General features: G+C 70.9%; 18 protein-coding genes. 12 read left to right on the top strand and 6 right to left on the bottom strand.

Features of this window, described 5'->3' with window-relative positions:
- Positions 1 to 52: 52 nt before the first annotated feature.
- From AC5L38_RS17055 to AC5L38_RS17045, 3 genes are read right to left on the bottom strand one after another with little or no spacing between them, the layout of a single operon-like run.
- Positions 53 to 799 carry an SDR family NAD(P)-dependent oxidoreductase gene (locus AC5L38_RS17055; RefSeq protein ID WP_495243779.1) on the bottom strand — a complete coding sequence of 249 codons (747 nt, stop codon included), beginning with the start codon at positions 797 to 799 and terminating at the stop codon, positions 53 to 55.
- Entirely contained in the window at positions 792 to 2,186 is a 1,395-nt protein-coding gene (locus AC5L38_RS17050) for an L-fuconate dehydratase (RefSeq protein ID WP_495243778.1), read from the bottom strand. The genes AC5L38_RS17055 and AC5L38_RS17050 overlap by 8 nt, the downstream gene beginning before the upstream one ends.
- Positions 2,183 to 3,028, bottom strand: a complete 846-nt coding sequence (locus AC5L38_RS17045) for a fumarylacetoacetate hydrolase family protein (RefSeq protein WP_495243777.1) — start codon at positions 3,026 to 3,028, stop codon at positions 2,183 to 2,185. Before AC5L38_RS17045 ends, AC5L38_RS17050 begins: the two co-directional genes overlap by 4 nt.
- Positions 3,029 to 3,495: 467 nt before the next feature.
- Between AC5L38_RS17045 and AC5L38_RS17040 the strand changes: the two genes are divergently transcribed.
- The 3 genes from AC5L38_RS17040 (at position 3,496) to AC5L38_RS17030 (ending at position 9,138) form a co-directional block, all read left to right on the top strand.
- On the top strand, positions 3,496 to 6,714 hold the full coding sequence (locus AC5L38_RS17040) for a glycosyl hydrolase family 95 catalytic domain-containing protein (protein ID WP_495243776.1): 3,219 nt from the start codon (positions 3,496 to 3,498) through the stop codon (positions 6,712 to 6,714).
- A 507-nt stretch (positions 6,715 to 7,221) separates the two neighbouring features.
- Positions 7,222 to 8,427: a cytochrome P450 gene (locus tag AC5L38_RS17035; RefSeq protein WP_495243775.1), complete on the top strand. Its 1,206-nt coding sequence runs from the start codon at positions 7,222 to 7,224 to the stop codon at positions 8,425 to 8,427.
- A 276-nt stretch (positions 8,428 to 8,703) separates the two neighbouring features.
- On the top strand, positions 8,704 to 9,138 hold the full coding sequence (locus AC5L38_RS17030; protein WP_495243774.1) for a DNA-binding protein: 435 nt from the start codon (positions 8,704 to 8,706) through the stop codon (positions 9,136 to 9,138).
- Between the two features lie 43 nt (positions 9,139 to 9,181).
- On the opposite strand, the gene AC5L38_RS17025 is transcribed toward AC5L38_RS17030, so the two are convergent.
- A complete protein-coding gene (locus AC5L38_RS17025) occupies positions 9,182 to 10,381 on the bottom strand; it encodes a macrolide family glycosyltransferase (protein WP_495243773.1) in 1,200 nt (399 codons plus the stop codon).
- Between the two features lie 202 nt (positions 10,382 to 10,583).
- Entirely contained in the window at positions 10,584 to 11,612 is a 1,029-nt protein-coding gene (locus AC5L38_RS17020) for a GDP-mannose 4,6-dehydratase (RefSeq protein WP_495243772.1), read from the bottom strand.
- Between the two features lie 291 nt (positions 11,613 to 11,903).
- Here AC5L38_RS17020 and AC5L38_RS17015 point away from each other — a divergent pair, with 291 nt between their 5' ends.
- The 6 genes from AC5L38_RS17015 (at position 11,904) to AC5L38_RS16990 (ending at position 19,497) form a co-directional block, all read left to right on the top strand.
- The gene (locus AC5L38_RS17015) at positions 11,904 to 13,148 is read left to right on the top strand and encodes a glycosyltransferase family 4 protein (RefSeq protein ID WP_495243771.1); all 1,245 of its coding nucleotides are present in this window, start codon (positions 11,904 to 11,906) and stop codon (positions 13,146 to 13,148) included.
- Between the two features lie 46 nt (positions 13,149 to 13,194).
- Positions 13,195 to 13,908 carry a class I SAM-dependent methyltransferase gene (locus tag AC5L38_RS17010; RefSeq protein ID WP_389915178.1) on the top strand — a complete coding sequence of 238 codons (714 nt, stop codon included), beginning with the start codon at positions 13,195 to 13,197 and terminating at the stop codon, positions 13,906 to 13,908.
- Positions 13,909 to 13,925: 17 nt separating this feature from the next.
- A complete protein-coding gene (locus AC5L38_RS17005; RefSeq protein WP_495243770.1) occupies positions 13,926 to 14,978 on the top strand; it encodes a prenyltransferase in 1,053 nt (350 codons plus the stop codon).
- Positions 14,979 to 15,389: 411 nt separating this feature from the next.
- Positions 15,390 to 16,310, top strand: coding sequence for a DUF1702 family protein (locus AC5L38_RS17000; protein ID WP_495243769.1), 921 nt, complete (start codon positions 15,390 to 15,392; stop codon positions 16,308 to 16,310).
- 38 nt (positions 16,311 to 16,348) lie between these two features.
- Positions 16,349 to 18,406, top strand: a complete 2,058-nt coding sequence (locus tag AC5L38_RS16995) for a CRTAC1 family protein (protein ID WP_495243768.1) — start codon at positions 16,349 to 16,351, stop codon at positions 18,404 to 18,406.
- Positions 18,403 to 19,497 carry an enediyne biosynthesis protein UnbU gene (locus tag AC5L38_RS16990; RefSeq protein WP_495243767.1) on the top strand — a complete coding sequence of 365 codons (1,095 nt, stop codon included), beginning with the start codon at positions 18,403 to 18,405 and terminating at the stop codon, positions 19,495 to 19,497. Before AC5L38_RS16995 ends, AC5L38_RS16990 begins: the two co-directional genes overlap by 4 nt.
- Here AC5L38_RS16990 and AC5L38_RS16985 read toward each other — a convergent pair.
- Positions 19,433 to 20,080 carry a class I SAM-dependent methyltransferase gene (locus tag AC5L38_RS16985; RefSeq protein ID WP_495243766.1) on the bottom strand — a complete coding sequence of 216 codons (648 nt, stop codon included), beginning with the start codon at positions 20,078 to 20,080 and terminating at the stop codon, positions 19,433 to 19,435. The genes AC5L38_RS16990 and AC5L38_RS16985 overlap by 65 nt on opposite strands.
- A 76-nt stretch (positions 20,081 to 20,156) precedes the next feature.
- On the opposite strand from AC5L38_RS16985, the gene AC5L38_RS16980 reads away from it, so the two are divergent.
- Genes AC5L38_RS16980 through AC5L38_RS16970 form a run of 3 tightly spaced genes read left to right on the top strand, consistent with a single transcriptional unit; the run spans position 20,157 to position 21,922 of the window.
- Complete coding sequence (locus AC5L38_RS16980; protein WP_362696936.1) at positions 20,157 to 20,621, top strand: pyridoxamine 5'-phosphate oxidase family protein; 465 nt, start codon at positions 20,157 to 20,159, stop codon at positions 20,619 to 20,621.
- Positions 20,622 to 20,630: 9 nt separating this feature from the next.
- Positions 20,631 to 20,825 carry a ferredoxin gene (locus AC5L38_RS16975; RefSeq protein ID WP_362696938.1) on the top strand — a complete coding sequence of 65 codons (195 nt, stop codon included), beginning with the start codon at positions 20,631 to 20,633 and terminating at the stop codon, positions 20,823 to 20,825.
- Between the two features lie 11 nt (positions 20,826 to 20,836).
- Positions 20,837 to 21,922 carry an alcohol dehydrogenase catalytic domain-containing protein gene (locus tag AC5L38_RS16970; protein WP_495243765.1) on the top strand — a complete coding sequence of 362 codons (1,086 nt, stop codon included), beginning with the start codon at positions 20,837 to 20,839 and terminating at the stop codon, positions 21,920 to 21,922.
- Positions 21,923 to 22,210: the final 288 nt, after the last annotated feature.

Below are 22,210 nucleotides of genomic sequence, written 5' to 3'. Positions count from 1 at the left end.
TATTTTTCGGCCGACCGCGCGGCCGATTGCCCGGCCGGCACGGGGAGCCCGGTCATGACTTCGGCCGGAGCCTGAGCCCCTGCATCCCGCCGTCCACGGCCAGGGCCGTGCCCGTGGTGGCCGCCGCGAGCGGGCTCGCGAGGTAGGCGATGGCCGCGGCGACCTCCGGGGCGCTCACCAGGCGGCCCATCGGCTGGCGCCCCTCCAGGGCCGCCCGCTCCGCCGCCGGGTCCTCGGCCGCGTCGAGCAGGCGCTGCACCCAGGGGGTGTCGGCGGTGCCGGGGTTGACGCAGTTGACCCGGATGCCCTCGCGGACGTGGTCGGCCGCCATCGCGAGGGTCAGGGACAGGATGGCCCCCTTGGACGCGCTGTAGAGCGCCCGCTGGGGCAGTCCGGCCGTCGCCGCGATCGAGCAGGTGTTGACGATCGCGGCGTGCGCCGAGCGGCGCAGGTGCGGCAGGCTCGCCCGGGTGACCCGGACGATGCCCAGCACGTTGACGTCCAGGACCCTGGACCACTCCTCGTACGGGTTGTCCTCGATCGTCCCGGCGGCGCCGATCCCAGCGTTGTTGACCAGGATGTCCAGGCCGCCGAGCTGCTCGACGGCCAGGGCGACGGCCGCGTTGACCGCCTCCTCGTCGGTGACGTCCGCCCTGACCTCGACGAACGGGCCGTCGGAGGAGTTGATGTCGAGGGAGGCCACTCTCGCGCCCCGCTCGGCCAGCAGGGTGGCGGTGGCCAGGCCGATGCCCGAGCCGCCACCGGTGACCAGGGCGCGCAGGCCGTCGAACTCACCCATTGAGGGACCTCCATACCGGACCGTCGGGGTAGGTGTAGTCGATGATCGAGGCGGCGTGCATGGCCGCCCCGAAGCCGGGCCGGCTCGGCGCGGCGTAGGCACCGTTCTCGATCACCACGGGGTCGACGAAGTGCTCGTGGAGGTGGTCGACGTACTCGATCACCTTGCCCTCCATCGAGCCGCTGACCGCGACGTAGTCGAACATCGACAGGTGCTGCACCAGCTCGCACAGGCCGACCCCGCCCGCGTGCGGGCAGACCGGGACGCCGAACTTGGCGGCGAGCAGCAGGATCGCGATGTTCTCGTTCACGCCCGCGACGCGGGCCGCGTCGATCTGCAGGTAGGAGATCGCGCCGGCCTGCAGGAGCTGCTTGAAGACCATGCGGTTCTGGACGTGCTCGCCGGTGGCCACCGGGATGGGCGCGATGCCCCGGGCGATGGCGGCGTGGCCGAGCACGTCGTCGGGGCTGGTCGGCTCCTCCACCCAGTGCGGGCGGAACTCGGCGAGGGCGTTCACCCAGGCGATGGCCGAGTCGACGTCCCAGCGCTGGTTGGCGTCGATCGCGATGGGGAAGTCCTCGCCGCAGGTCTCGCGGGCGATGCGCATCCGCCGCCTGTCGTCCTCCAGATCGGCGCCGACCTTCAGCTTGATCTGGGTGAAGCCCTCGTCCATCGCCTCCTTGCACAGGCGGCGCAGCTTGTCGTCGCCGTAGCCGAGCCATCCCGGTGAGGTCGTGTAGGCGGGGTAGCCGTGCTCGCGCAGGTGGGCCACGCGCTCGCGCCTGCCGGGCTCGGCGGCGCGCAGGATGTCCAGCGCCTCCCGCGGGGTGAGCGCGTCGGTGAGGTAGCGGAAGTCGACCAGCTCGACGAGCTCCTCGGGGGACATCTCGGCGAGCAGCAGCCAGAGCGGCCTGCCCGCCCGCTTGGCCTTGAGGTCCCAGAGCGCGTTGACCACGGCGGAGATCGCCATGTGCATGACGCCCTTCTCCGGGCCGAGCCAGCGCAGCTGGGAGTCGTGGACCATGTCCTTCCAGAGCGCGCCCATGTCCTCGACGTCCCTGCCGAGCACGTACGGCTCCAGCGCCCTGATCGCGGCGGTCTGCACCTCGTTGCCGCGCCCGATGGTGAAGGCGAAGCCGTGGCCCTCGAACCCGTCGTCGGTCCGCAGGACGAGGTAGGCGGCCGAGTAGTCGGGGTCGGGGTTCATCGCGTCGGAGCCGTCGAGCTCCAGCGAGGTGGGGAAGCGGATGTCGTGGGTCTCCATCGAGGTGATGCGGTACGCGCCGACCCCCGCCGTCACCTCCTCCTCCGCCTCCGCCGCCTCCGCCACCTCGGCCGCGACGGCTTCGACCGGCGCGTCCTCGCGGGTGTCGATCCTGTCGCTCATGCCTGCCCCATGGTCTGTCGCTGGCGCCCGAGGCCGTCGATCTCCAGCTCCACGACCTGTCCGGCCCGCAGGTACGGCGTGCCGGGCAGGCCGAGCGCGACGCCCGCGGGGGTGCCGGTGTTGATGAGGTCACCGGGTTCGAGGACCATGAACCGGCTCAGGTAGCGGACGACCTCCGCCACCGTGAAGATCATGTTCTTGGTGTCGCCGTTCTGGAACCGCGTGCCGTCCACCCACAGGCGCAGGCCCAGGGACTGCGGGTCGGCGATCTCGTCGGGGGTGACCAGCCAGGGGCCGAGCGGGTTGAAGGTCTCGCAGGACTTGCCCTTGTCCCACTGGCCGCCGCGCTCCAGCTGGAACTCGCGCTCGGAGACGTCGTTGGAGATGGCGTATCCCGCGATCTTGGACAGTGCCTCCTCGTGCGTCTCGACGTAGCGGGCCGTCTCGCCGATGACGACGGCGAGCTCGACCTCCCAGTCGGTCTTCACGCTCTCCCGGGGGATGAGCACCTCGTCGTCGGGCCCGACGATCGTGTTGGGGGCCTTCATGAAGATGATCGGCTCGGCCGGGATCGCGGCGTTCGTCTCCTCCGCGTGGTCGCGGTAGTTGAGCCCGACGCACACGATCTTCCCCGGCCTCGCGATCGGGGCGCCGATCCGCAGCCCCTGGGCGTCCAGCACGGGAAGCTCGTCCCGCTCCAGCGCCTCTCGGACACGAGCCACTCCCCCGGAAGCGAAGAAAGCCCCGTCGATCTCGGCTTCCGAGATTTCGCGGAGGTTACCGGCCCCGTCCAGGACGGCCGGTCGCTCCTGGCCGACGGGTCCCACTCGCAGCAGCTTCACACCGCACCCTTCGTTGATACATCGGATGTCTTGTCTCGTGATGCTGAACGACGCCGAACCTCGGTGTCAACCCCTCCCAGGCCGATACGTCCGATCCGTTATCGAGGAGAAACCGCAGCTGACAGGGGCAATACCGAACCGTGCCTCAATTTTGACCTCCAGTCATCGGATTTCCCCGCGCGGACGGAAACAGAGATCATCTAGGGCGTTCGCGGTGGTGAGCGGCACAAAAGCGATCAACTGTCGATAAACATCGGAGGATGAGGCTTGTTACGGCGGAATTTCGGTGCTATCTCCTTGAAACAGTCCCGCCCTGTGATCGGAGGAATCCGTTGCACCGCCCCCCACGACGTCGTCTCGGCGTCGCACTCCTCGCCGCACTCACCCTCGCTACCGGGTTGTACGGCCAGAGCTCGGCCAACGCGGAGCTGTCAACAAACATGACAAGCGCAGATACACCCGATGACTTGACGCTCTGGTATGACAAACCCGCCACCGACTGGGAGACCCAGGCGCTGCCCATCGGCAACGGCGCGCTGGGCGCCATGGTGTTCGGCGGTGTCAACAGCGAGCAGATCCAGTTCAACGAGAAGTCCCTGTGGACCGGCGGCCCCGGCGCGCACAACTACGACTTCGGCAACTGGACCTCCCCCAGGCCGAACGCGATCGCCGAGGTCAGGGCGCAGATCGACCGTGACGGCAAGATCTCCCCCGAGGCGGTGGCGGCCAAGCTCGGACAGCCCAAGAGCGGCTTCGGCGCCTACCAGACCTTCGGGGACCTCTGGCTCGACATGCCCGAGATCCCGGCGGGCGCCGCCACCGGCTACCGCCGGGAGCTGAACCTGCGCGACGCGGTCGCCAAGGTCGGCTACAGCGCGGACGGGGTGACCTACTCCCGCGAGTACTTCGCCAGCCACCCCAGCAACGTCGTCGTCGGCAAGGTCTCCGCCAGCGAGCGCGGCAAGGTCTCCTTCACGCTGCGCACCTCCTCGCCCCGCAACGACAAGCAGGTCTCGGTCTCCAAGGGCCGCCTCACCGTCAGGGGCGTGCTCGCCGACAACGGCATGAGGTTCGAGGCGCAGGTCCACGTGGTCACCCAGGGCGGCACCCGGACCGACGGCACCGACAGGATCACCGTCACGGGCGCCGACAGCGCGATGTTCGTGCTGTCGGCGGGCACCGACTACTCCGACGTCTACCCGGCCTACCGGGGCGAGGACCCGCACGCCAAGGTGACCGCGGCGGTCGACGCGGCCGCCGGCAGGTCGTACGAGGGGCTCAAGGCCAAGCACCTGACCGACTACCGGAACCTGTTCGACCGGGTCAAGCTGGACCTCGGGCAGAAGGCCCCGGCCATCCCGACCGACAGGTTGCGCGCGGCGTACACCGGCGGCGCCTCGACCGACGACCGGGCGCTGGAGGCGCTGTTCTTCGCCTACGGCCGCTACCTGCTGATCGCCTCCTCCAGGGAGGGGTCGCTCCCGGCCAACCTCCAGGGCGTGTGGAACAACTCCACCAACCCACCCTGGTCGGCCGACTACCACGTCAACATCAACCTGCAGATGAACTACTGGCTCGCCGAGCAGACCAACCTCGCCGAGACGACCGAGCCGTACGACAGATACGTCCGGTCGATGGTCGCCCCCGGGCAGAAGACCGCGCAGGAGATGTTCGGGGCGCGCGGCTGGGTGGTGCACAACGAGACCAACCCGTTCGGCTTCACCGGCGTGCACAACTGGGCCACCTCGTTCTGGTTCCCCGACGCGGCGGCGTGGCTGACCCAGCAGATGTACGACCACTACCGCTTCAGCGGCAGCAACAAGTACCTGCGCACGACCGCGTACCCGGTGATGAAGGGCGCGGCCGAGTTCTGGCTGGACGCCCTCTACACCGACCCGCGTGACGGCAAGCTCGTGGTCTCCCCCAGCTACTCCCCCGAGCAGGGCGACTTCACCGCGGGCGCCTCGATGTCCCAGCAGATCGTCTACGACCTGCTGACCAACACCCTGGAGGCGGCGAAGGAGCTGAAGAACGACAAGCCCTTCCAGGCCGAACTGCGGGCCGCGCTGGACAAGCTCGACCCGGGCATCCGGATCGGCTCCTGGGGGCAGCTCCAGGAGTGGAAGGCCGACCTGGACGACCCGCGCAACGACCACCGGCACGTCTCCCACCTCTTCGCCCTGCACCCCGGGAGGCAGATCACGGCCGGCACCCCGGAGGCCGAGGCGGCCAAGATCTCGCTCACCGCGCGAGGCGACGGCGGCACCGGCTGGAGCAAGGCGTGGAAGATCAACTTCTGGGCCCGCCTGCTGGACGGCGACCACTCGCACAAGATGCTCAGCGAGCAGCTCAAGAGCTCCACGCTGGACAACCTGTGGGACACCCACCCGCCGTTCCAGATCGACGGCAACTTCGGTGCCACCTCCGGCATCGCGGAGATGCTGCTGCAGAGCCAGCACGACACGGTCCACGTGCTGCCCGCGCTGCCGTCGGCCTGGTCCGACGGCTCGGTCACCGGCCTGCGCGCCCGGGGCGACGTGACCGTGGACGCCTCGTGGAAGGACGGCAACGCCGACAGGGTCACCGTGCACGCCGGGAGGTCCGGCCCCCTCAAGGTCCGCGCCGCCATGGTCGGCGGCCTCTACCACGTCGAGGACGAGAGCGGAAAGACGATCAACCCGCCCCGCGACGGTGACGTCATCACCATCGACGCCAAGGCCGGGGAGTCCTTCACGATCGTCAACGGGGTGACCGTCAAGATCACCGCACCCGTGATCGCGGGCGCCGGCGAGTCGATCCCGGTCACCGTCACCGTCACCGCGCCCGGCACGAAGGACGTGCCCGCCGGAACGCTGGCCCTCGCCCTGCCGCAGGGCTGGACCGCCACCCCCGCCTCCCCGGTCCAGGTGCCCGCCGTCTCGCCGGGCAGCCCGAAGACCTTCTCGTTCTCCGTGGCCGTCGGCCCCGCGAACGGGACCAGGTCCGCGCGGATCGCGGCGGAACTCTCGGGCGACGGCTGGAAGGCGGGCAGCTCGGCGGCCGTCGGCCTCAACCCGTGCGTCACCCCGCCGGCGGACAGGGCCGTCGTCGCCTGGGACCCGACCTCGGGCACGACCGTCACCGACAGCTCCGGCAGCGGCAGGAACGCCACCGTCGTCGGCACGGCGACCTACGACGCCACGGCCCCGAGCGGCAGCGGGCTGGTCCTGAACGGCTCGACCTACCTCACCACGGCCAACACGCTGATGGGTTACATGCCCGAGGCGACGTTCGCGGCCGAGGTCAAGATCGGGGGAACCGGTTACCGGAGGCTCTTCGACTCCCAGCCGGGCGGCAACCCCGGCACCGACGGGATCATCATCGACCTCACCCCCTCCAACACCCTGCGCTTCATCGGCGCCGGGCAGAACGTGGGGCTGAGCGGGGCGATCCCGACGGGCCGCTACATCGACCTCGTCGTCACCATGAACCGCAACGGCGTGATCAACACCTACGTCGACGGCACCCGGGTCGGCGGCGGCAACGCCACCACCGACGGCATCACCGGCTGCACCTCCCGGCCGCTGCGCTTCGCCGCCGACCAGGACGGCGGCCAGCGCCTGACCGGCGCGGTCGACCGCATGGCCATCCTGCCGAAGGCCCTCACCGCCGCGGAGGTGGGCACCTGGCGCGACATCGCGTTCTGATCCGCACGCTCCCGTACGAGGTCCGTCCCCGCTTCCTCCGGCGGAGCCGGTCCTGAAAGTCCCACCCGGTGAGGCCCGGGACGCGCCCACGCGTCCCGGGCCTCACGGCCGTGCGGGGGCCGGCGGCGTCGCCCGGAACGCCGCCGGCCGTCGTGCGGAGCAGCCGGCGATCACCGTACGGAATGCCGGCGACGGTCACGCGGAGTGCCGGAGACCGCCGCGCGAGGCGCCGACGGCCGTCGTCCGGAGACCTGACTTGACGGGCCACCCCGGCCGTAATAGAACACGTTTCAGAAAGAGGAATCGCCAAACGCCTGATCAAGCGCTTGGTGACTCGACGTGCCCCGGGCGGGAGGCGGGAACATCGGAAAGTCCCGTGATCGCCACGTTCGCGATGGATTCTCGGCGAACAGGTAGGGTACGCCGCTGACCGCACCCCCAGGCCGCACCGACAATGAACCGTGTCGTCGCGTCACGAGAACGCCGACCCGGCTCGCAGGAGGACCTATGGACATCGATCTGGTCGACCAGGACTTCTACTGGCGGAACGGCGCGCCTCACGACCAGCTGGCCTGGCTACGGGCGAACGCGCCGGTCTACGCGCACCCCGGCGACGCCGAGCGGGGCTGGCCGGGCTTCTGGGCGGTCACCAAGCACGCCGACGTGGTGCAGGTCTCCCGCCGCTCCGACCTGTTCTCGTCCAGCAGGAAGCTCGCGCTCTTCAACGAGATGCCCGAGGACCAGATGGCCCTGCAGCGGATGATGATGCTCAACCAGGACCCGCCCGACCACACCCGGCGGCGCTCCCTGGTCAACCGGGGCTTCACCCCGCGCATGATGGGCGCCCTGGAGCAGCACATCCGCGACATCTGCCACGAGCTGGTGGACGAGGCCAAGGGACGCGGCTCGGTCGACTTCGTCCGTGACATCGCCGCCCCGCTGCCGCTGTACGTGATCTGCGAGCTGCTCGGCGCCCCCGTCGAGGACCGCGACAAGATCTTCAACTGGTCCAACCAGATGATCGGGGCCGAGGACCCGGACTACGCGGCCGACCCCGCCGAGGGCACGAACGCGGCCATGGAGGTCTACGCCTACGCCAACACCCTGGCCGCCGAGCGGCGCGCGCAGCCCCGCGAGGACATCGTCACCAAGCTGATCATGCCCGACGCCGCCGGGGAGACCCTCACCGAGGAGGAGTTCGACCTGTTCGTGCTGCTGCTCGTGGTGGCGGGCAACGAGACCACCCGCAACGCGGCCTCGGGCGGCATGCTCGCCTTCTTCGAGAACCCCGAGCAGTGGCGGCGGCTGGTCGCCGACCGCGCCCTCGCTCGCACCGCGGCCGACGAGATCGTCCGCTGGGTCGCCCCGGTGAACCTCTTCCGCCGTACGGCCACCACCGACACGACGCTCGGCGGGCAGGAGGTCAAGGAGAACGACAAGATCGTCGTCTTCTACAGCTCCGCCAACCGGGACGAGGAGGTGTTCGCCGACCCCGGCGTCTTCGACATCTCCCGCGACCCCAACCCGCACATCGGCTTCGGCGGCGGCGGGGCCCACTTCTGCCTGGGCAACCACCTCGCCAAGCTGGAGCTGCGGGTCCTCTTCGAGGTGCTGGCCGAGCGCCTGCCCGGCCTGGAGCAGGCCGGCGAGGCCCGCCGCCTGCGGTCCAACTTCATCAACGGCATCAAGGACCTGCCGGTCTCCGTCGCCTGACACCGGGCGCCACCGAAGGCGACGCCGGAACGACGCCGAAGACGGCCGGAGACGGCTGAAGACGGCCGACGACGGCCGACGACGACATCGAGAAGGCCACGTGAGGGCGAGCGGCCTCACGTGGCCTTTCGCGTGCCGGCGCCACGGGCGGGGCGGAGGGATTCCCCGGCTCGCCACCCCCTCCAGCGAATCACGAAGACGACGCCCTCTTCTTTTAAACAGTTTGTTTAACACGTTATGTTGACAACGAACTGTTCGCCGGTCCATCCTGGTCGCATGCCCGCGAACCACGACGGATCATCCGACCCCTTCACACCCCCCGACCCGGGCCTGACCCGGGCACACCGCGAGTACGCCTCCCTCTCGCGCATCACCGAGCGTCACGCGGCCGACGAGGGCCGGCGCCTCCGGCAGGTCCACCCCACGGTCCTCGGAGCCCACGAGGCCGTCAGGCTCGTGACGTTCCTCCTCAGCGGCGGCGCCCACCTCGAGGAGGGCGAGCCGGAGGTGGACCACGCCGACATCACCGCCGCCCTGACCCTCCTCCCCAGGGCCCGCGCGGACATGGACGAGCTGGAGGCGGCGCTTCTCCTCGTGGCGCGGGGCCGCGGCCTCACCTGGCAGGAGATCGCGTTCGGTCTCGGCCTCGCCACCCCCCAGGCCGCCAAGCAGCGCCACGAACGCCTGGCGGGCCGCACCGCCGTTCACTGAACAGCGCCACGCACGCCTGCGGGCCGCACCGCCGCCCACCGGGTCAGGAGACCGCGCGCGGTGCGAGCAGTTCCTCGACGAGGTCGGCCGCGCGTACGGTGCCGCCCTCGCCCCGGACCTCGTCCCGGAGCTTCGCCAGCCGAGCCGCCACCTCCGGGTCGGAGGTGAGGTCGAGCAGGGCGGCGCGCAGCGCCTCGGGGGTGGCCTCCCCGGTGTCGATCCGGCGGCCGACCCCGAGCTCCACGAGCCGGTCGGCGTTGCCGAACTGGTCGGCGGCCTGCGGGACGGCGATCATCGGGACGCCGCAGTAGAGGCCCTCCTGGGTGCCGCCCATGCCCGCGTGGGTGACGAACGCGTCGGCCTGTTCCAGGATCGAGAGCTGCGACACCCAGGAGTGCACCTCGACGTTGGCGGGGATCGCGCCGAGCTCCGCCCGGTCCACGAACCTCCCGACCTGGAGGACGACGTGCCAGCCGGGCAGGTCGCCGAAGGCCGCCAGGCAGGAGCGGTAGAAGTCCGGCAGGTTGGTGAAGGCCGACCCCAGCGAGACGAGCAGCACCTTCTCCGCGCCCTCGGGGCGGATCCAGGGCTCCTGATGGGGACGGGTGGCGAAGCAGGGCCCGGTGAAGGTGATCCGGGCGGGATCGACCCGGTCGGCGTTGGGCTGCAGGACCTTCGGGATGAGCGCCAGCGCCCGTGGCGGGCGGCCCCCGAAGTCGTCGGAGTCGATGCCGTGGATGCCGTTGCCGCGCAGCCACTCCTCGAACCGCCGGTAGTGCCCGGCCCCGCCCGGAGCCCTCCTCAGCTCCTCCATCATCGGCGCCATGTCCTCCCGGTAGCCCTCCCAGGCCACGTAGGTCGGCGAGAGCTGCATCAGCGGGATGTCCCAGTTCTCCGCGAGCACCCGGGCGGTGTAGCCGCCGATGTCGTAGAGGAAGAGGTCGGGCCGGTCGTTCTCGTACGCGGCGCGCAGCTGCGGCAGCATCGAGATCGCGTCGTTGAGGAAGACGTCGAGCTGGGCGATCACGTCCTCCGGCCACCCGGCGGTGTCGCCCATGGGCAGGGTCGAGGCGTAAGGGACGAGCTCGGCCCCGGCGCCGGTGACCACCTCGGCGAAGGAGGGGTCGTTGGCGTAGGTCACCCGGTGCCCTCGCGCCACCAGCTCCCTGATCACCTCGATGCTCGGGTTCACGTGACCCGGCGCGGGGATGCTGACCATCGCGATGTGCGCACGTCGGGACATGCCTTCTCCTCTGTCGAATCTGTCGGATCTGTCGGAGTCCGTGGAGTCCGTAGGGGTCCGTCGAACCCTCCGGGGCCGTCGGGTCTTTCGAGGTGCCCCTTAAGGAACGAGACGTTTCGTCTCGCGTTCAGGCACGACCTTACCCCGCCCGGGCGCGGTGTTCAAGACGAGACGATTCGACTCGTCTAGCGGGAGGGAAGGCTCAGGGCCAGGAGGAGTCCTGGTCGGGGTCGCCGCCCTCGGAGAGCAGCTTGACGTCCGCCTCGACCATCATCGCCACCAGATCCTCGAAGGTCACCGTGGGCTCCCAGCCGAGCTGGACGCGGGCCTTCTTCGGGTCGGCGCAGAGCAGGTCGACCTCCGCCGGGCGGTGCAGGTTCTGGTCGATGACCACGTACCGCTCCCAGTCGAGCCCGGCGGCGGCGAAGGCGGCCCGCACGAGGTCGCGGACGGTGTGGGTGCGGCCGGTGCCGATCACGTAGTCCTCCGGCGTCTCCGCCTGGAGCATCAGGTGCATCGCGCGGACGTAGTCCCCGGCGAACCCCCAGTCGCGGCGCGCCTCCAGGTTGCCCAGGCGCAGCTCGGAGGCGAGGCCGAGCTTGATCCTGGCCACGCCGAGCGTCACCTTCCTGGTGACGAACTCGGCCCCCCGGCGCGGGGACTCGTGGTTGAACAGGATCCCCGAGACCGCGTACATGCCGTACGACTCGCGGTAGTTCTGCGTCAGGAAGTGCCCGTACGCCTTGGCCACGCCGTACGGCGAGCGGGGATGGAAGGGGGTGATCTCGGTCTGCGGGGTCTCGCGCACCTGGCCGAACATCTCCGAGGAGGAGGCCTGGTAGAACCGGATCTGGTCCGATCCGGCGACCGTGCGCGAGGAGGAGATGCCGGAGCAGACCCGGATGGCCTCCAGCATGCGCAGCACGCCCATGCCGGTCACCTCGGCGGTGAGCTCGGCCTGCTCCCACGACATGGGGACGAACGAGATGGCGCCCAGGTTGTAGACCTCGTCGGGCTGGACCTTCTCGACGGCGGAGATCAGCGAGCCCTGGTCGAGCAGGTCGCCCCGGACGAGCTGGACGTCCTGGAGGAGCTTGCGGAGCCGCGATACGCGGGGGTTGGCCTGCCCTCGGGCCAGGCCGGAGACCTCGTAGCCCTGATTGAGCAGGCACTCGGCCAGATAGGAACCGTCCTGCCCGGTGATACCGGTGATCAGCGCGCGCCTGGCCAACGCGTCCTCCTCGCTTGCGGGGGTGGCGACCTATGCCTGGTCTTGTGCCATTTGATGGCGAATGTACCCTCACACCCCCCAGCAGGCACCATCACCCCACAGCGCGCCTAGAACGCGTTACACCGAATCACGCTCGGTAAGGCTAACTTCCCAGTTCGCGCCCTGTGAAGCACGATCTAGGAACAATTCCACATCAGGTGCAACAGAGCTCACGAATGGTAGGGTCCGAGGACTAAGGTCATCTTTCACGGTACCTGTCCCCTTTTCGGACAGGTTGAGAAGGGGGTTGCCGTGCCGGGTGCTGAATCACTGCGCGTCGCGCTGCTGTCGTACCGCAGCAAGCCGACCTGTGGTGGGCAGGGCGTCTACCTGCGTCATCTCAGTCGCGAGCTGGTCGCCCTCGGGCACAGCGTGGAGGTCTTCTCCGGCCAGCCCTACCCGGAGCTCGACGAGGGCGTCGTCCTCACCAAGATCCCCAGCCTGGATCTGTACCGCGACGAGGACCCCTTCCGCACCCCCAAGCTGAGCGAGTACCGCGACTGGATCGACCTGCTCGAGGTCGGCACCATGTGGACCGCCGGCTTCCCCGAGCCGCTCACCTTCAGCCTGCGGGCCTACCGCGAGCTGAAGAAGCGCGTCGGCGACTTCGACGTCGTGCAGGACAACCAGACCCTCGGCTACGGCGTGCTCGGCATCCAGAAGCTGTTCCCGGTGGTCGGCACCATCCACCACCCGATCAGCGTGGACCGGCGCATCGAGCTGAAGGCCGCGACGCTGCGCAAGAAGATCCCGATGCGGCGCTGGTACGGCTTCGTGCGCATGCAGGCCAAGGTCGCCCCCCGGCTCAGCCCGATCCTGACCGTCAGCGAGTCGTCCCTCGCCGACATCCACCGCGACTTCAACGTGCCGCAGAAGAACATGCGGCTCATCCCGCTGGGCGTCGACACCCGCTACTTCCACCCGCGCCCGGAGATGCCCAAGCGGCCCGGTTCCATCGTCGCGGTGGCCAGCGCCGACTCCCCGATGAAGGGCGTCGCGACGCTGCTGCGGGCGGTGGCGAAGCTCGCCACCGAGCGCGACGTCAACCTCACCGTGGTCAGCAAGCCCACCCCCGGCGGACCGACCGAGAAGCTCGTCACCGAGCTGGCGCTGCAGGACCGGGTCAGGTTCGTCCACGGCATCTCCGACACCGAGCTGGGCGAGCTGATCGCCACCTCGGAGATCTCGGTCGTCCCCTCCCTGTACGAGGGCTTCTCGCTCCCGGCCGTCGAGCACATGGCCTGCGGCACCCCGCTCGTCGCCAGCCGCACCGGCGCGCTGCCGGAGGTCGTCGGCGACGCCGCCGTGCAGGTGGCGCCGGGCGACCCCGAGGAGCTGGCCGCGGTGCTGCGCCGCCTGCACGACTCCCCCGAGGAGCGCGCGGCGGTGGGCCGCAAGGGCTACGACCGGGTGATGGAGCGCTACACCTGGAACGTCGTCGCCAAGCGGACCGTGGAGGCCTACCACGAGGCCATCCAGGCCCGCCGCGCGAAGTGAGCCACCCCCCCGAACGATCACCTGAAGATGTGAAGAGGAGCGGCGAGTGCTGACTGTCGACTTCGACCGGCTGCCCGTGGGACCGGGGACCCGAGTCCTGGACCTGGGCTGTGGCGGTGGACGGCATGCCTTCGAGGTGCTGCGGCGCGGCGCCGACGTGGTGGCCTTCGACATGGACGCCAGGGAGCTTGAGGGCGTGGCGAGCATGTTCGCCGCGATGGACAAGGCCGGGGAGGTGCCGCCCGAGGCTACGGGCGACACCGTGACGGGCGACGCGCTCGACATGCCGTTCGAGGACGGCAGCTTCGACCGGGTGATCGCGGCCGAGGTGCTGGAGCACATCCCCGACGACATGGCCGCGATGCGCGAGATCTTCCGGGTGCTCAAGCCGGGCGGCCAGGCGGCCATCACCGTGCCGAGCTTCCTGCCCGAACGGATCTGCTGGGCGCTCGACGAGGCGTACCACACCGCCCCCGGCGGGCACGTCCGCATCTACACGCTGGCCGAGCTGAGCGCGAAGCTCAAGTCCACGGGCTTCGTCATCGGCCCGCACCACCACGCCCACGGCCTGCACGCGCCGTACTGGTGGATCAAGTGCGCGGTCGGCGTCGGCAACGACGACCACCCGCTGGCCAAGGCGTACCACGAGCTGCTGGTCTGGGACATCATGAAGCGTCCCGCCGCCACCAGGATCGCCGAGGCCGTGCTCAACCCGCTCATCGGCAAGAGCGTGGTGCTCTACGTCCGGAAGCCTGCGTGAGCTCCGAGGGAGAAGCGGTGAGCGCCTCGCTGGAGTGGGAACAGCTCGTCCAGACCGCGCGGAGCATCGCGGCGGTGCAGGAGCCCGACGGCGGCGTCCCGTGGCCCGAGGGGCACGTGGACGCCTGGAACCACATCGAGTGCCTGATGGCGATGAGCGTGGCCGGGCTGACCGGCCCGGTCCGCCGGGGGTACGACTGGCTGGTCCGCACGCAGCGGGCCGACGGTTCCTGGCCGATGAAGCTGGTCGGCGGCGAGGCCGTCGAGCAGGGCGGGGAGTCCAACCACGCCGCGTACGTCGCGGTCGGCGTCTGGCACGAGCTGCTGGTGACCGGCGACGAGGACTTCGCCCGGCGGATGTGGCCGGTCGTCCGGGCGGCGATGGACTTCGTGGTCGGCCTGCAGACCACCCGCGGCGAGATCGTCTGGGAGCGCGCGGCCGACGGCAGGCCCGCGGGGTACGCCCTGCTGACCGGCTGCGCCTCCGTCCACCAGGGGCTGCGCTGCGGCGTGCTGCTCGGCGAGCACCTGGGCGACCCGCAGCCCGACTGGGAGCTCGCCGCCGACCAGCTGGGCCACGTGCTGGCCGCCCACCCCGAGGCGTTCGCCGACAAGAGCCGCTTCTCGATGGACTGGTACTACCCGATCCTGGGCGGCGCGGTGCGCGGCCCGGCCGCGGAGGCGCGGCTGGCCGAGGAGTGGGACACGTTCGTGGAGCCGGACCTCGGCATCCGCTGCGTCTCCGACCAGCCGTGGGTGACCGGTGCCGAGACGTGCGAGCTGGTGCTCGCCCTCGACGCCCTGGGCGACCGGGAGCGGGCCTCGAAGCTCTTCGCGGACATGCAGCACCTGCGGCACGAGGACGGCTCGTACTGGACCGGCTGGCAGTTCGTGAACGAGAAGTACTTCCCGCACGAGCGCTCGGCCTACACCGCGGCCGCGGTCGTGCTCGCCGCCGACGCGCTGTCCGGGCACACCCCCGCCTCGGGCATCTTCCGCGACGCGGGCACGTACGTGACCGACCGGCCCACCGCCGCCTGCGGCTGCAGCCACGCCCACTCCAGGGGCTGAGCTGCCCGCTCCTCCTTCCCGCTCCGGCGTTTTCTTTGCCCGGAATCGGAAACGCGGTGCTTGAAGGGCCGGGGGCGGCTCACTACCTTCGGGTCCGTGAGTAACGCGGAGGGCATTCGTACGGTGGCTCAGAGCGATGACGCCGAGGCGAACCCACCGGCCCCTCCCGATCCGCCGGACCTCCCGAACGCGCCGGACATCTCGGATGCGCAGAACCTCCCGGATGTACGGGACGTCTCGGACGTGCAGGACCTACCGGATGTGCAGGACCTACCGGATGTGCAGGACCTCCCGGATCCCTCGGAAGACCTCTCACCCCCGCCGGACCTGCCGGACTCCCCGTCCGCTCCGCCCCACCTCCCGGACCCCCCGCCCCCTCGCACGTTCCAACCGCCCTCCAGGCCGCGGGGCGTGGCCCGGCTGCTGTGGCAGGACCCCGCCCGGATGGGGTTCGGGGTGCGGCGGTTCCGGCTGGGACCGGCACGCGAGCCGCTGGAGGACGCGGGGACGGCGTTCGTCTCCGGCTTCAACGCGGTGGTCGCCGGGGAGACCGGGCGGATCGACGACCTCGGCGAGGAGCTGCGCGGCTTCGCGTACGAGGGCGCGGGCATGGCCTGCGCCACCCTCGACGTGCTCACCCTCACCGGCGGACGCCGGCTGAGGGAGCTGCTGAGCGGGCAGGGCCTGCGCTACCCGCACCTCGTCCACATGGGCACCGGCCGGGCATACGCCCGCATGCGGATGCGGCCGATGTGGGGCGTCCACTCGGTGCATCCGCTGCTGCGCTGGCTGGCCCACGACGGCTTCGGTTTCCACCAGGGTTTCTTCTCCTCCGACCGGACGGTGGGACGCCAGCGCACGGCCGGGCTGATGGACCGGACGCGGCGGGCGATCTTCGACCAGGGGCTGGGGCGGATGCTCTGGTTCCACGAGTGCGCCGGGGCGGGTGACGTCGTGCTGCGCGTCGCCGAGTTCCCCGTGGGACGCCGCGCCGACCTGTGGAGCGGCGTCGGCCTGGCCGCCGCGTACGCCGGGGGCGCGAGCACCGCGGACCTGGGGCTGCTGGCCTCGGCCGCGGCCGAGGACGGCTTCCGCGCCCACCTCGCCCAGGGCTGCGCCTTCGCCTGCGCCGCCAGGCTGATCTCGGCCGTCGTCCCCGGACACACCGTCGCCGCCGCCCCCGTGCTGTGCGGGGCCGAGGTGGACGAGGCCGCGGGCTGGACCGACACCGCGCTCGTCGCGCTGGGCCACAACGCGCACACCGACGACCACTACCAGGCCTGGCGGGCGGGCGTCCGGAAGGCCTGGGCGCGACGCGACCGCGACTCATGACCACTCACGACCGCTTGTGAACACGACTCGGAGGGGCGGTGGGAACGGTGCCGGGGGTTCGCAGGTACGCGGCGGGAGTCCTGGCCCTGGTGGCCGCCACCGCCGGGTGGAGGCTGACCGCCCTGCCGGACGACACCTCGGTCGTGGAGGCGTCCGCGGGCTTCTCCTTCCACGCGAGGCGGCTGGGCCCGCCCGCGGAGCCCGGTGACCGCGTCCTGCGGCCGGTCGCGCCGGGGTACGCGAACCTCCGGAGCCGGGTGTCGTCCCTGGGCGCCGCGGTGGCCCTGTTCGACGTGGACGACGAGGTCGTCGCCGACGACCTGTGCCTGGTCGATCCCCGCCGCGACACGGTGACCGTCAGGCCCGCGCCGGGGACCTCGCGCGGCTACCGGCCGTTCACGCTGGTCCCCCCGGAACGCAGGCGGCACGAGGCGCCGACCGGGTGCCTGCCCGCCGATCTCGACCAGGACGGCTGGGAGGACCTGGTCGTCTACTACTGGGGCCGCTCCCCCTCCCTGTTCCTGCGCGTGCCCGGGACGCCCCCGTCCGGCGCGGCCTTCCGCCACCGCGCGCTGACCGGCGAACCGGAGATCTGGAACACCAGCGCCGCCACGGCCGGCGACTTCGACGGGGACGGCCGCCTCGACCTGGTCTTCGGCAACTACTTCCCCGACGGCGTCAGGGTGCTGGGCGGCGGCACCGACGGGGGCGACGCCGTGATGCCCGACTCACTGCCGGCCGCCGGCAACGGGGGCGGCGACCGGCTCTACCGGGCGACGGGCCCCGCGCTGTTCACCGAGGCCGAGGGGGTGTTCGACGAGATCCAAGGCGGGGACGGGGGCGGGGGCTGGACCCTCGCGCTGGGCACCCAGGACCTGGACGGCGACGGGCGGCCCGAGCTGTACGTGGCCAACGACTTCGGCCCCGACCACCTGCTGGTCAACGATTCGGTTCCCGGCAGGATCCGGTTCACCGAGGCCCGGGGCACCCGGCACCCGGCGACCCCCCGCTCCCGGGTCCTCGGCCACGACTCGTTCAAGGGGATGGGGGTGGCCTTCACCGAGCTCAACGACGACGGCAGGCCGGACATCCTGGTGAGCAACCTCACCGGGAACCAGGCGCTGCGCGAGAGCGACTTCGCCTTCGTCTCGCGCCCCGGCGGGCTCCACGGGGGTCACGCGCCGTACGACGACCTCGGCGAGGAGCTGGGGCTGAGCCGCAGCGGCTGGTCCTGGGACGTCAAGGCCGCGGACTTCGACAACGACGGCGTCGACGAGATCATGCACGCGACCGGGTTCGTCAGGGGCGAGGTCGACCGGTGGGCGCAGTTGCGGGAGGTGTCGTCGGCCAACGACCTGCTCCTCCCCCACCCCTCGCTGTGGCCGGACCTGCGGGCCGGGGACGACCTGTCGGGCCGTGACGCCAACACCTTCCTCACCAGGGGCCCGGACGGCCGCTACGTGGACGTGGCGCGGCAGGCCGGGGTCGACGGCGGTGACGGTGACGGTGACGGTGACGACGGCGGCACGGTCAGCCGGGCGTTCGCGGTGGGCGACGTCGACGACGACGGGCGGCTGGACTTCGCGGTCGCCAACCAGTGGTCCGCGTCGGTGCTCTACCTCAACCACGGCCCGACGGCCCCGTTCGTGGGCCTGCGGCTCCGCCTTCCCGCGGGTGCCTGCGGAACGACCGCCGCGCCACCTCCCGCGCCGGCGCGCACCGGCACCGAGCAGGCGCGCCCCGAACCGGCGCACTCCGGGCAGACGTATCCCGGGCAGGTGTACTCCGGGCAGACGTACTCCGGGCAGGCGCGTACCGGGCCGACGCGGCCCGCCATCGGGGCCGTCGCCACCGTGCGCCTGCCCGGCGGGGTCACTCGCAGCAGGCAGCTCTACCCCGCCAACGGCCACAACGGCGTCTCGGCGCCCGAGCTGCTGTTCGGCCTGGGCGACGGCCTGCCGGACCCCACCGTCCCCGTCGAGATCTCCTGGAGGGACGCCTGCGGCGGCGCCCGTACCGCGTCGCTGTCCCTGGAGCCCGGCTGGCACCGGATCCTGCTGGCCGACGGCCGCGCCTCGAAGATCCGGCGGCCATGAACGCCGGCCGGAGGCGAGACGACCGAGGACGAGACGGCCGGAAGCCGGACGACCGGAAGCGGGACGAGGCGTTCCGGCGGCTGGCGGAGTCCCTCACCCTGATCACCGTGCTCGGGCACACCGTGCTCGGGTTCGAGGAGTCCTTCCTGGCGCCGGTGGTCGGCGTGCTCACCGGCGTGACCGCCGAGTTCGCGCTGGAGACCGTGGAGGCGTGGTCGCGGCGGCGCCCGGCCCGCTACCTCGGGGTGCCCCGCGCCCGGGTCGTGGGCTTCTTCCTGCCCTCCTACGTCTGCGGCCTGCTCTGCGCGATGCTGCTGTACGGCGGCGGGCACCTGGCGCCGATCGCGCTCGCCGTCCTCATCGGCGTCGGCGGCACGTACGTCTTCCGCGTGAGGGCACCGGAGGCACCGGAGGCACTGCGGGTCCCGAGGGCGCGGGAGGCGCCGGAGACGGCGGGAGGGGCCGTGGTGGCGGGGCGGACCGCCGAGGACGCGCCGGGCAGGCCGTTCCTGAACCCGGCGGCCTTCGGGGTCGTCGCCGTGCTGCTGCTGTTCCCGTGGGTCGGCCTCGCTCCGGCGTACCAGTTCACCGCGTGGGTCTCGGGGCCGCTCGACCTGGTCGTGCCGCTGGCCGTGCTGGCCTGGGGAACGGCGATGAACGCCAGGCTCGCGGGGAGGCTGCCGCTGGTCCTCGGCTGGGTCGGCGGGTTCGCCCTGCAGGCGCTGGTCAGGGGAGGGCTGACCGACGTGTCGACGGTCGCCGCCCTGCTGCCGATGACCGGGGCGGCCTTCGCCCTCCACACCGGATACATGCTCGTCGACCCGGGCACCTCCCCGGCCCGGCCGCGTGACCAGGTCGTGTTCGGCCTGGCCACGGCGGCGGTCTACGGGCTGCTGGTCCAGTGCCACGTCGCCTTCGGGCTGTTCCTCGCCCCGGTGCTCGTCTGCGCGGGCCTGGGGTTCCGGGCGGCCCTGCGTACACGCTTCCGCCCGCCCGATGCCGGTCGGCCGGTGCCGTACGGGGAGCTCAGCCGATCCCGGGACCGACCCGTTCGAGCACCCGCAGCGAGCCCTCCTGCCGGACCTCCTTGAACGCGCCGGAGGCGAGGACCCTCTGGTAGACGCGGTAGGGGGCCTGCCCGCCCTTGGACGGGTCGGGGTAGATGTCGTGGAAGACCAGGGCTCCGCCCTGCATGACGTGCGGGGCCCACCCCTCGTAGTCCTTGGTCACCGGGTCCTCGGAGTGGCCGCCGTCGATGAAGAGCATCGCGAGCGGGGTGTTCCACAGCGCCGCGACGCGCTCGGACCTGCCGACGATCGCGACGACCTCGTCCTCCAGACCGGCGGAGGCGATGGTGGCCCGGAACGTGGGCAGCGAGTCCATCTTGCCGAAGCGGAGGTCCATCAGCGTGGGGTCGTGGTGGGCCCAGCCCGGCTGGATCTCCTCGGAGCCCCGGTGGTGGTCCACGGTGAAGACGACGGACCCGGCCTGCCGGGCCCCCGCCCCGAGGTAGACGGCGGACTTGCCGCAGTAGCTGCCGATCTCGCAGATCGGGCCGCGCGGGCCGTACCCGGCGGCGGTCTCGAACAGCGCGATTCCCTCCTGATGTGGCATGAAACCCTTGGCGCGCTGGGCGACGTACAGCAGGTCGGCCGGCATGGTGGCGATGCTCATCGCAGCAGACTACCGAGACCGAACAACATTCCGAATGCCCTTGCCCGACCTTGTGGAACGTGTTCTACTTTGCACCGTGAACCAGCGCGCCCGCATCGTGATGTCCGACGACGAGGTGACGGCTTTCGTCGGAGAGTCACGAAAGCTGCAACTCGGCACGATCAACCCGGACGGGACACCGCACATGGTGACCATGTTCTACGGGCTGACGGAGGGCAAGATCTCGTTCTGGACCTACGGCAAGGCGCAGAAGACACTCAACATCCAGCGCGACGCCCGGGTGAGCTGCCTGATCGAGGCCGGGGACGAGTACTCCGACCTGCGCGGCGTCCTGGTCTACGGGGTCGCGCGAAGGATCGACGACCCCGAGGGCATCCTCGACGTCGGTATGAACGTGGCCAGACGGATGGCCGGGATGCCCGACGCGGAGGAGTTACTCACGGAGTACGTGGCCTACACCGGCCGCAAAAGGGTCGCCTTCGTGGTAGAGCCGAGTCGAGTGATCTCCTGGGATCACCGTAAGCTCGCCATTCCCGGCTAGGAGGCCCGTATGAAAATCAACGTCGACTATCTGGTCTGTGAGGCCAATGCGATCTGCATGGGACTCGCCCCGGAGGTCTTCGAGCTCGACGACGACGACCAGCTGCACCTGCTGCTGCCTGAGCCGCCGCCGGAGATGATGGACCGCGTCCGGCACGCGGTCCGGTCCTGTCCCAAAGCCGCCCTCTCCCTTGAGGAGAACTAGGAGGACCCCCCATGCGTGGTGCGCTTCTGCATGCCGTCGGCGACGACAAGCTCGACATCCGCGATGACTTCACCCTCGCGCCGGTAGGCCCGACGGATGTCCGCGTCAAGATCAGGGCCACCGGCGTCTGCCACTCGGACCTGTCGGTGATCAGCGGCGTGCTGCCCATGCCCCTGCCGGTCATCCCCGGCCACGAGGGCGCGGGAGAGGTCGTCGAGGTCGGCGACCACGTGACCTCGGTACAACCCGGCGACCACGTCATCATCAACTGGACCCCGGCCTGCGGCAGCTGCGCGAACTGCCTGGTGAACCAGCCGTTCCTGTGCATGACGTACGTGATGGACAGCTTCGTCAACGCCCGCTTCCGCTACGGCGGCGACACCCCGGCGTTCGGCATGGCCGGGTGCGGCACCTGGTCCGAGGAGATCGTCGTGCCCTGGCAGGGCGCGATCAAGGTCGATCCCGACGTGCCGTTCGAGGCGGCGGCCCTGATCGGCTGCGGGATCACCACCGGCGTCGGCGCGGCGCTGAACACGGCCAAGGTGAAGGCCGGCTCGACCGTCGCCGTGGTCGGCGCGGGCGGCATCGGCCTGTCGGTGATCCAGGGAGCCCGCATCTCCGGCGCCACCACGATCCTGGCGATCGACCCCCTGGAGTCCAAGCACGCCCTCGCCAAGAAGGTCGGCGCGACCCACGCCATCACCCCGGACCAGCTCATGGACGCGGTCGGCACGCTCACCGGCGGTGCCGGGTTCGACTACGGCTTCGAGGCCGTCGGCAAGTCCGCCGCCATCATGACGGCCTGGCAGGCGACCCGCCGGGGTGGCGACACGATCGTGGTGGGCGCGGGCGCGATGGACGACAACGTCCCGCTGACCGCCTTCAACCTGCTGTTCGAGGGCAAGAACATCCTCAGCTCGCTGTACGGCGGCTCGGACGTCCGCCGCGACTTCCCGTTCTTCGCGGGACTCTACAAGGCGGGCAAGCTCGACCTGGAGAGCATGATCAGCTCTCGCATCAAGCTGGCCGACCTCAACGACGCCGTGGCGGCGCTCAGGGGCGGCGAGGTCCTGCGTCAGGTCGTCGTCCTGGACTGAGCCGTCTCCGAGCGGTCCCGGACCGAGCCGCCCTGAACCTGGACCGGCACGGCCGGGAGAAGAGCCTCGGCCGGGTCACCGGTCCGCCCACCTGAGCGGGGCGGACGGGCGGCCCGGCCGAGTTCGTCGTGTTCACCGTGTTCGCGCGTTCGTCACGTTCGTCGCGCGCGCCTCGGCCTTCGGCCTTCGGTTCTCAGGAGGAGAACCTCACTCCGAGGAGAAGGCGGCGTCGAAGGCGGCGGTGGGCGGGGTGATGGCGTTGAGCTTGCGGATGACGGCCAGCGCGTC

The sequence above is a fragment of the Streptosporangium nanhuense genome, assembly GCF_059358815.1.
The sequence above is the reverse complement of the archived record's forward strand: the minus strand, read 5'-3'. Positions and strand labels throughout refer to the sequence as shown.

Coding starts and splice junctions, on each gene's coding strand:
- AC5L38_RS17055 (WP_495243779.1), bottom strand. CDS start 799: ATGGGTGAGTTCGACGGCCTGCGCGCCCTGGTCACCGGTGGCGGCTCG.
- AC5L38_RS17050 (WP_495243778.1), bottom strand. CDS start 2,186: ATGAGCGACAGGATCGACACCCGCGAGGACGCGCCGGTCGAAGCCGTC.
- AC5L38_RS17035 (WP_495243775.1), top strand. CDS start 7,222: ATGGACATCGATCTGGTCGACCAGGACTTCTACTGGCGGAACGGCGCG.
- AC5L38_RS17030 (WP_495243774.1), top strand. CDS start 8,704: ATGCCCGCGAACCACGACGGATCATCCGACCCCTTCACACCCCCCGAC.
- AC5L38_RS17025 (WP_495243773.1), bottom strand. CDS start 10,381: ATGTCCCGACGTGCGCACATCGCGATGGTCAGCATCCCCGCGCCGGGT.
- AC5L38_RS16990 (WP_495243767.1), top strand. CDS start 18,403: ATGAACGCCGGCCGGAGGCGAGACGACCGAGGACGAGACGGCCGGAAG.
- AC5L38_RS16985 (WP_495243766.1), bottom strand. CDS start 20,080: ATGAGCATCGCCACCATGCCGGCCGACCTGCTGTACGTCGCCCAGCGC.
- AC5L38_RS16975 (WP_362696938.1), top strand. CDS start 20,631: ATGAAAATCAACGTCGACTATCTGGTCTGTGAGGCCAATGCGATCTGC.
- AC5L38_RS16970 (WP_495243765.1), top strand. CDS start 20,837: ATGCGTGGTGCGCTTCTGCATGCCGTCGGCGACGACAAGCTCGACATC.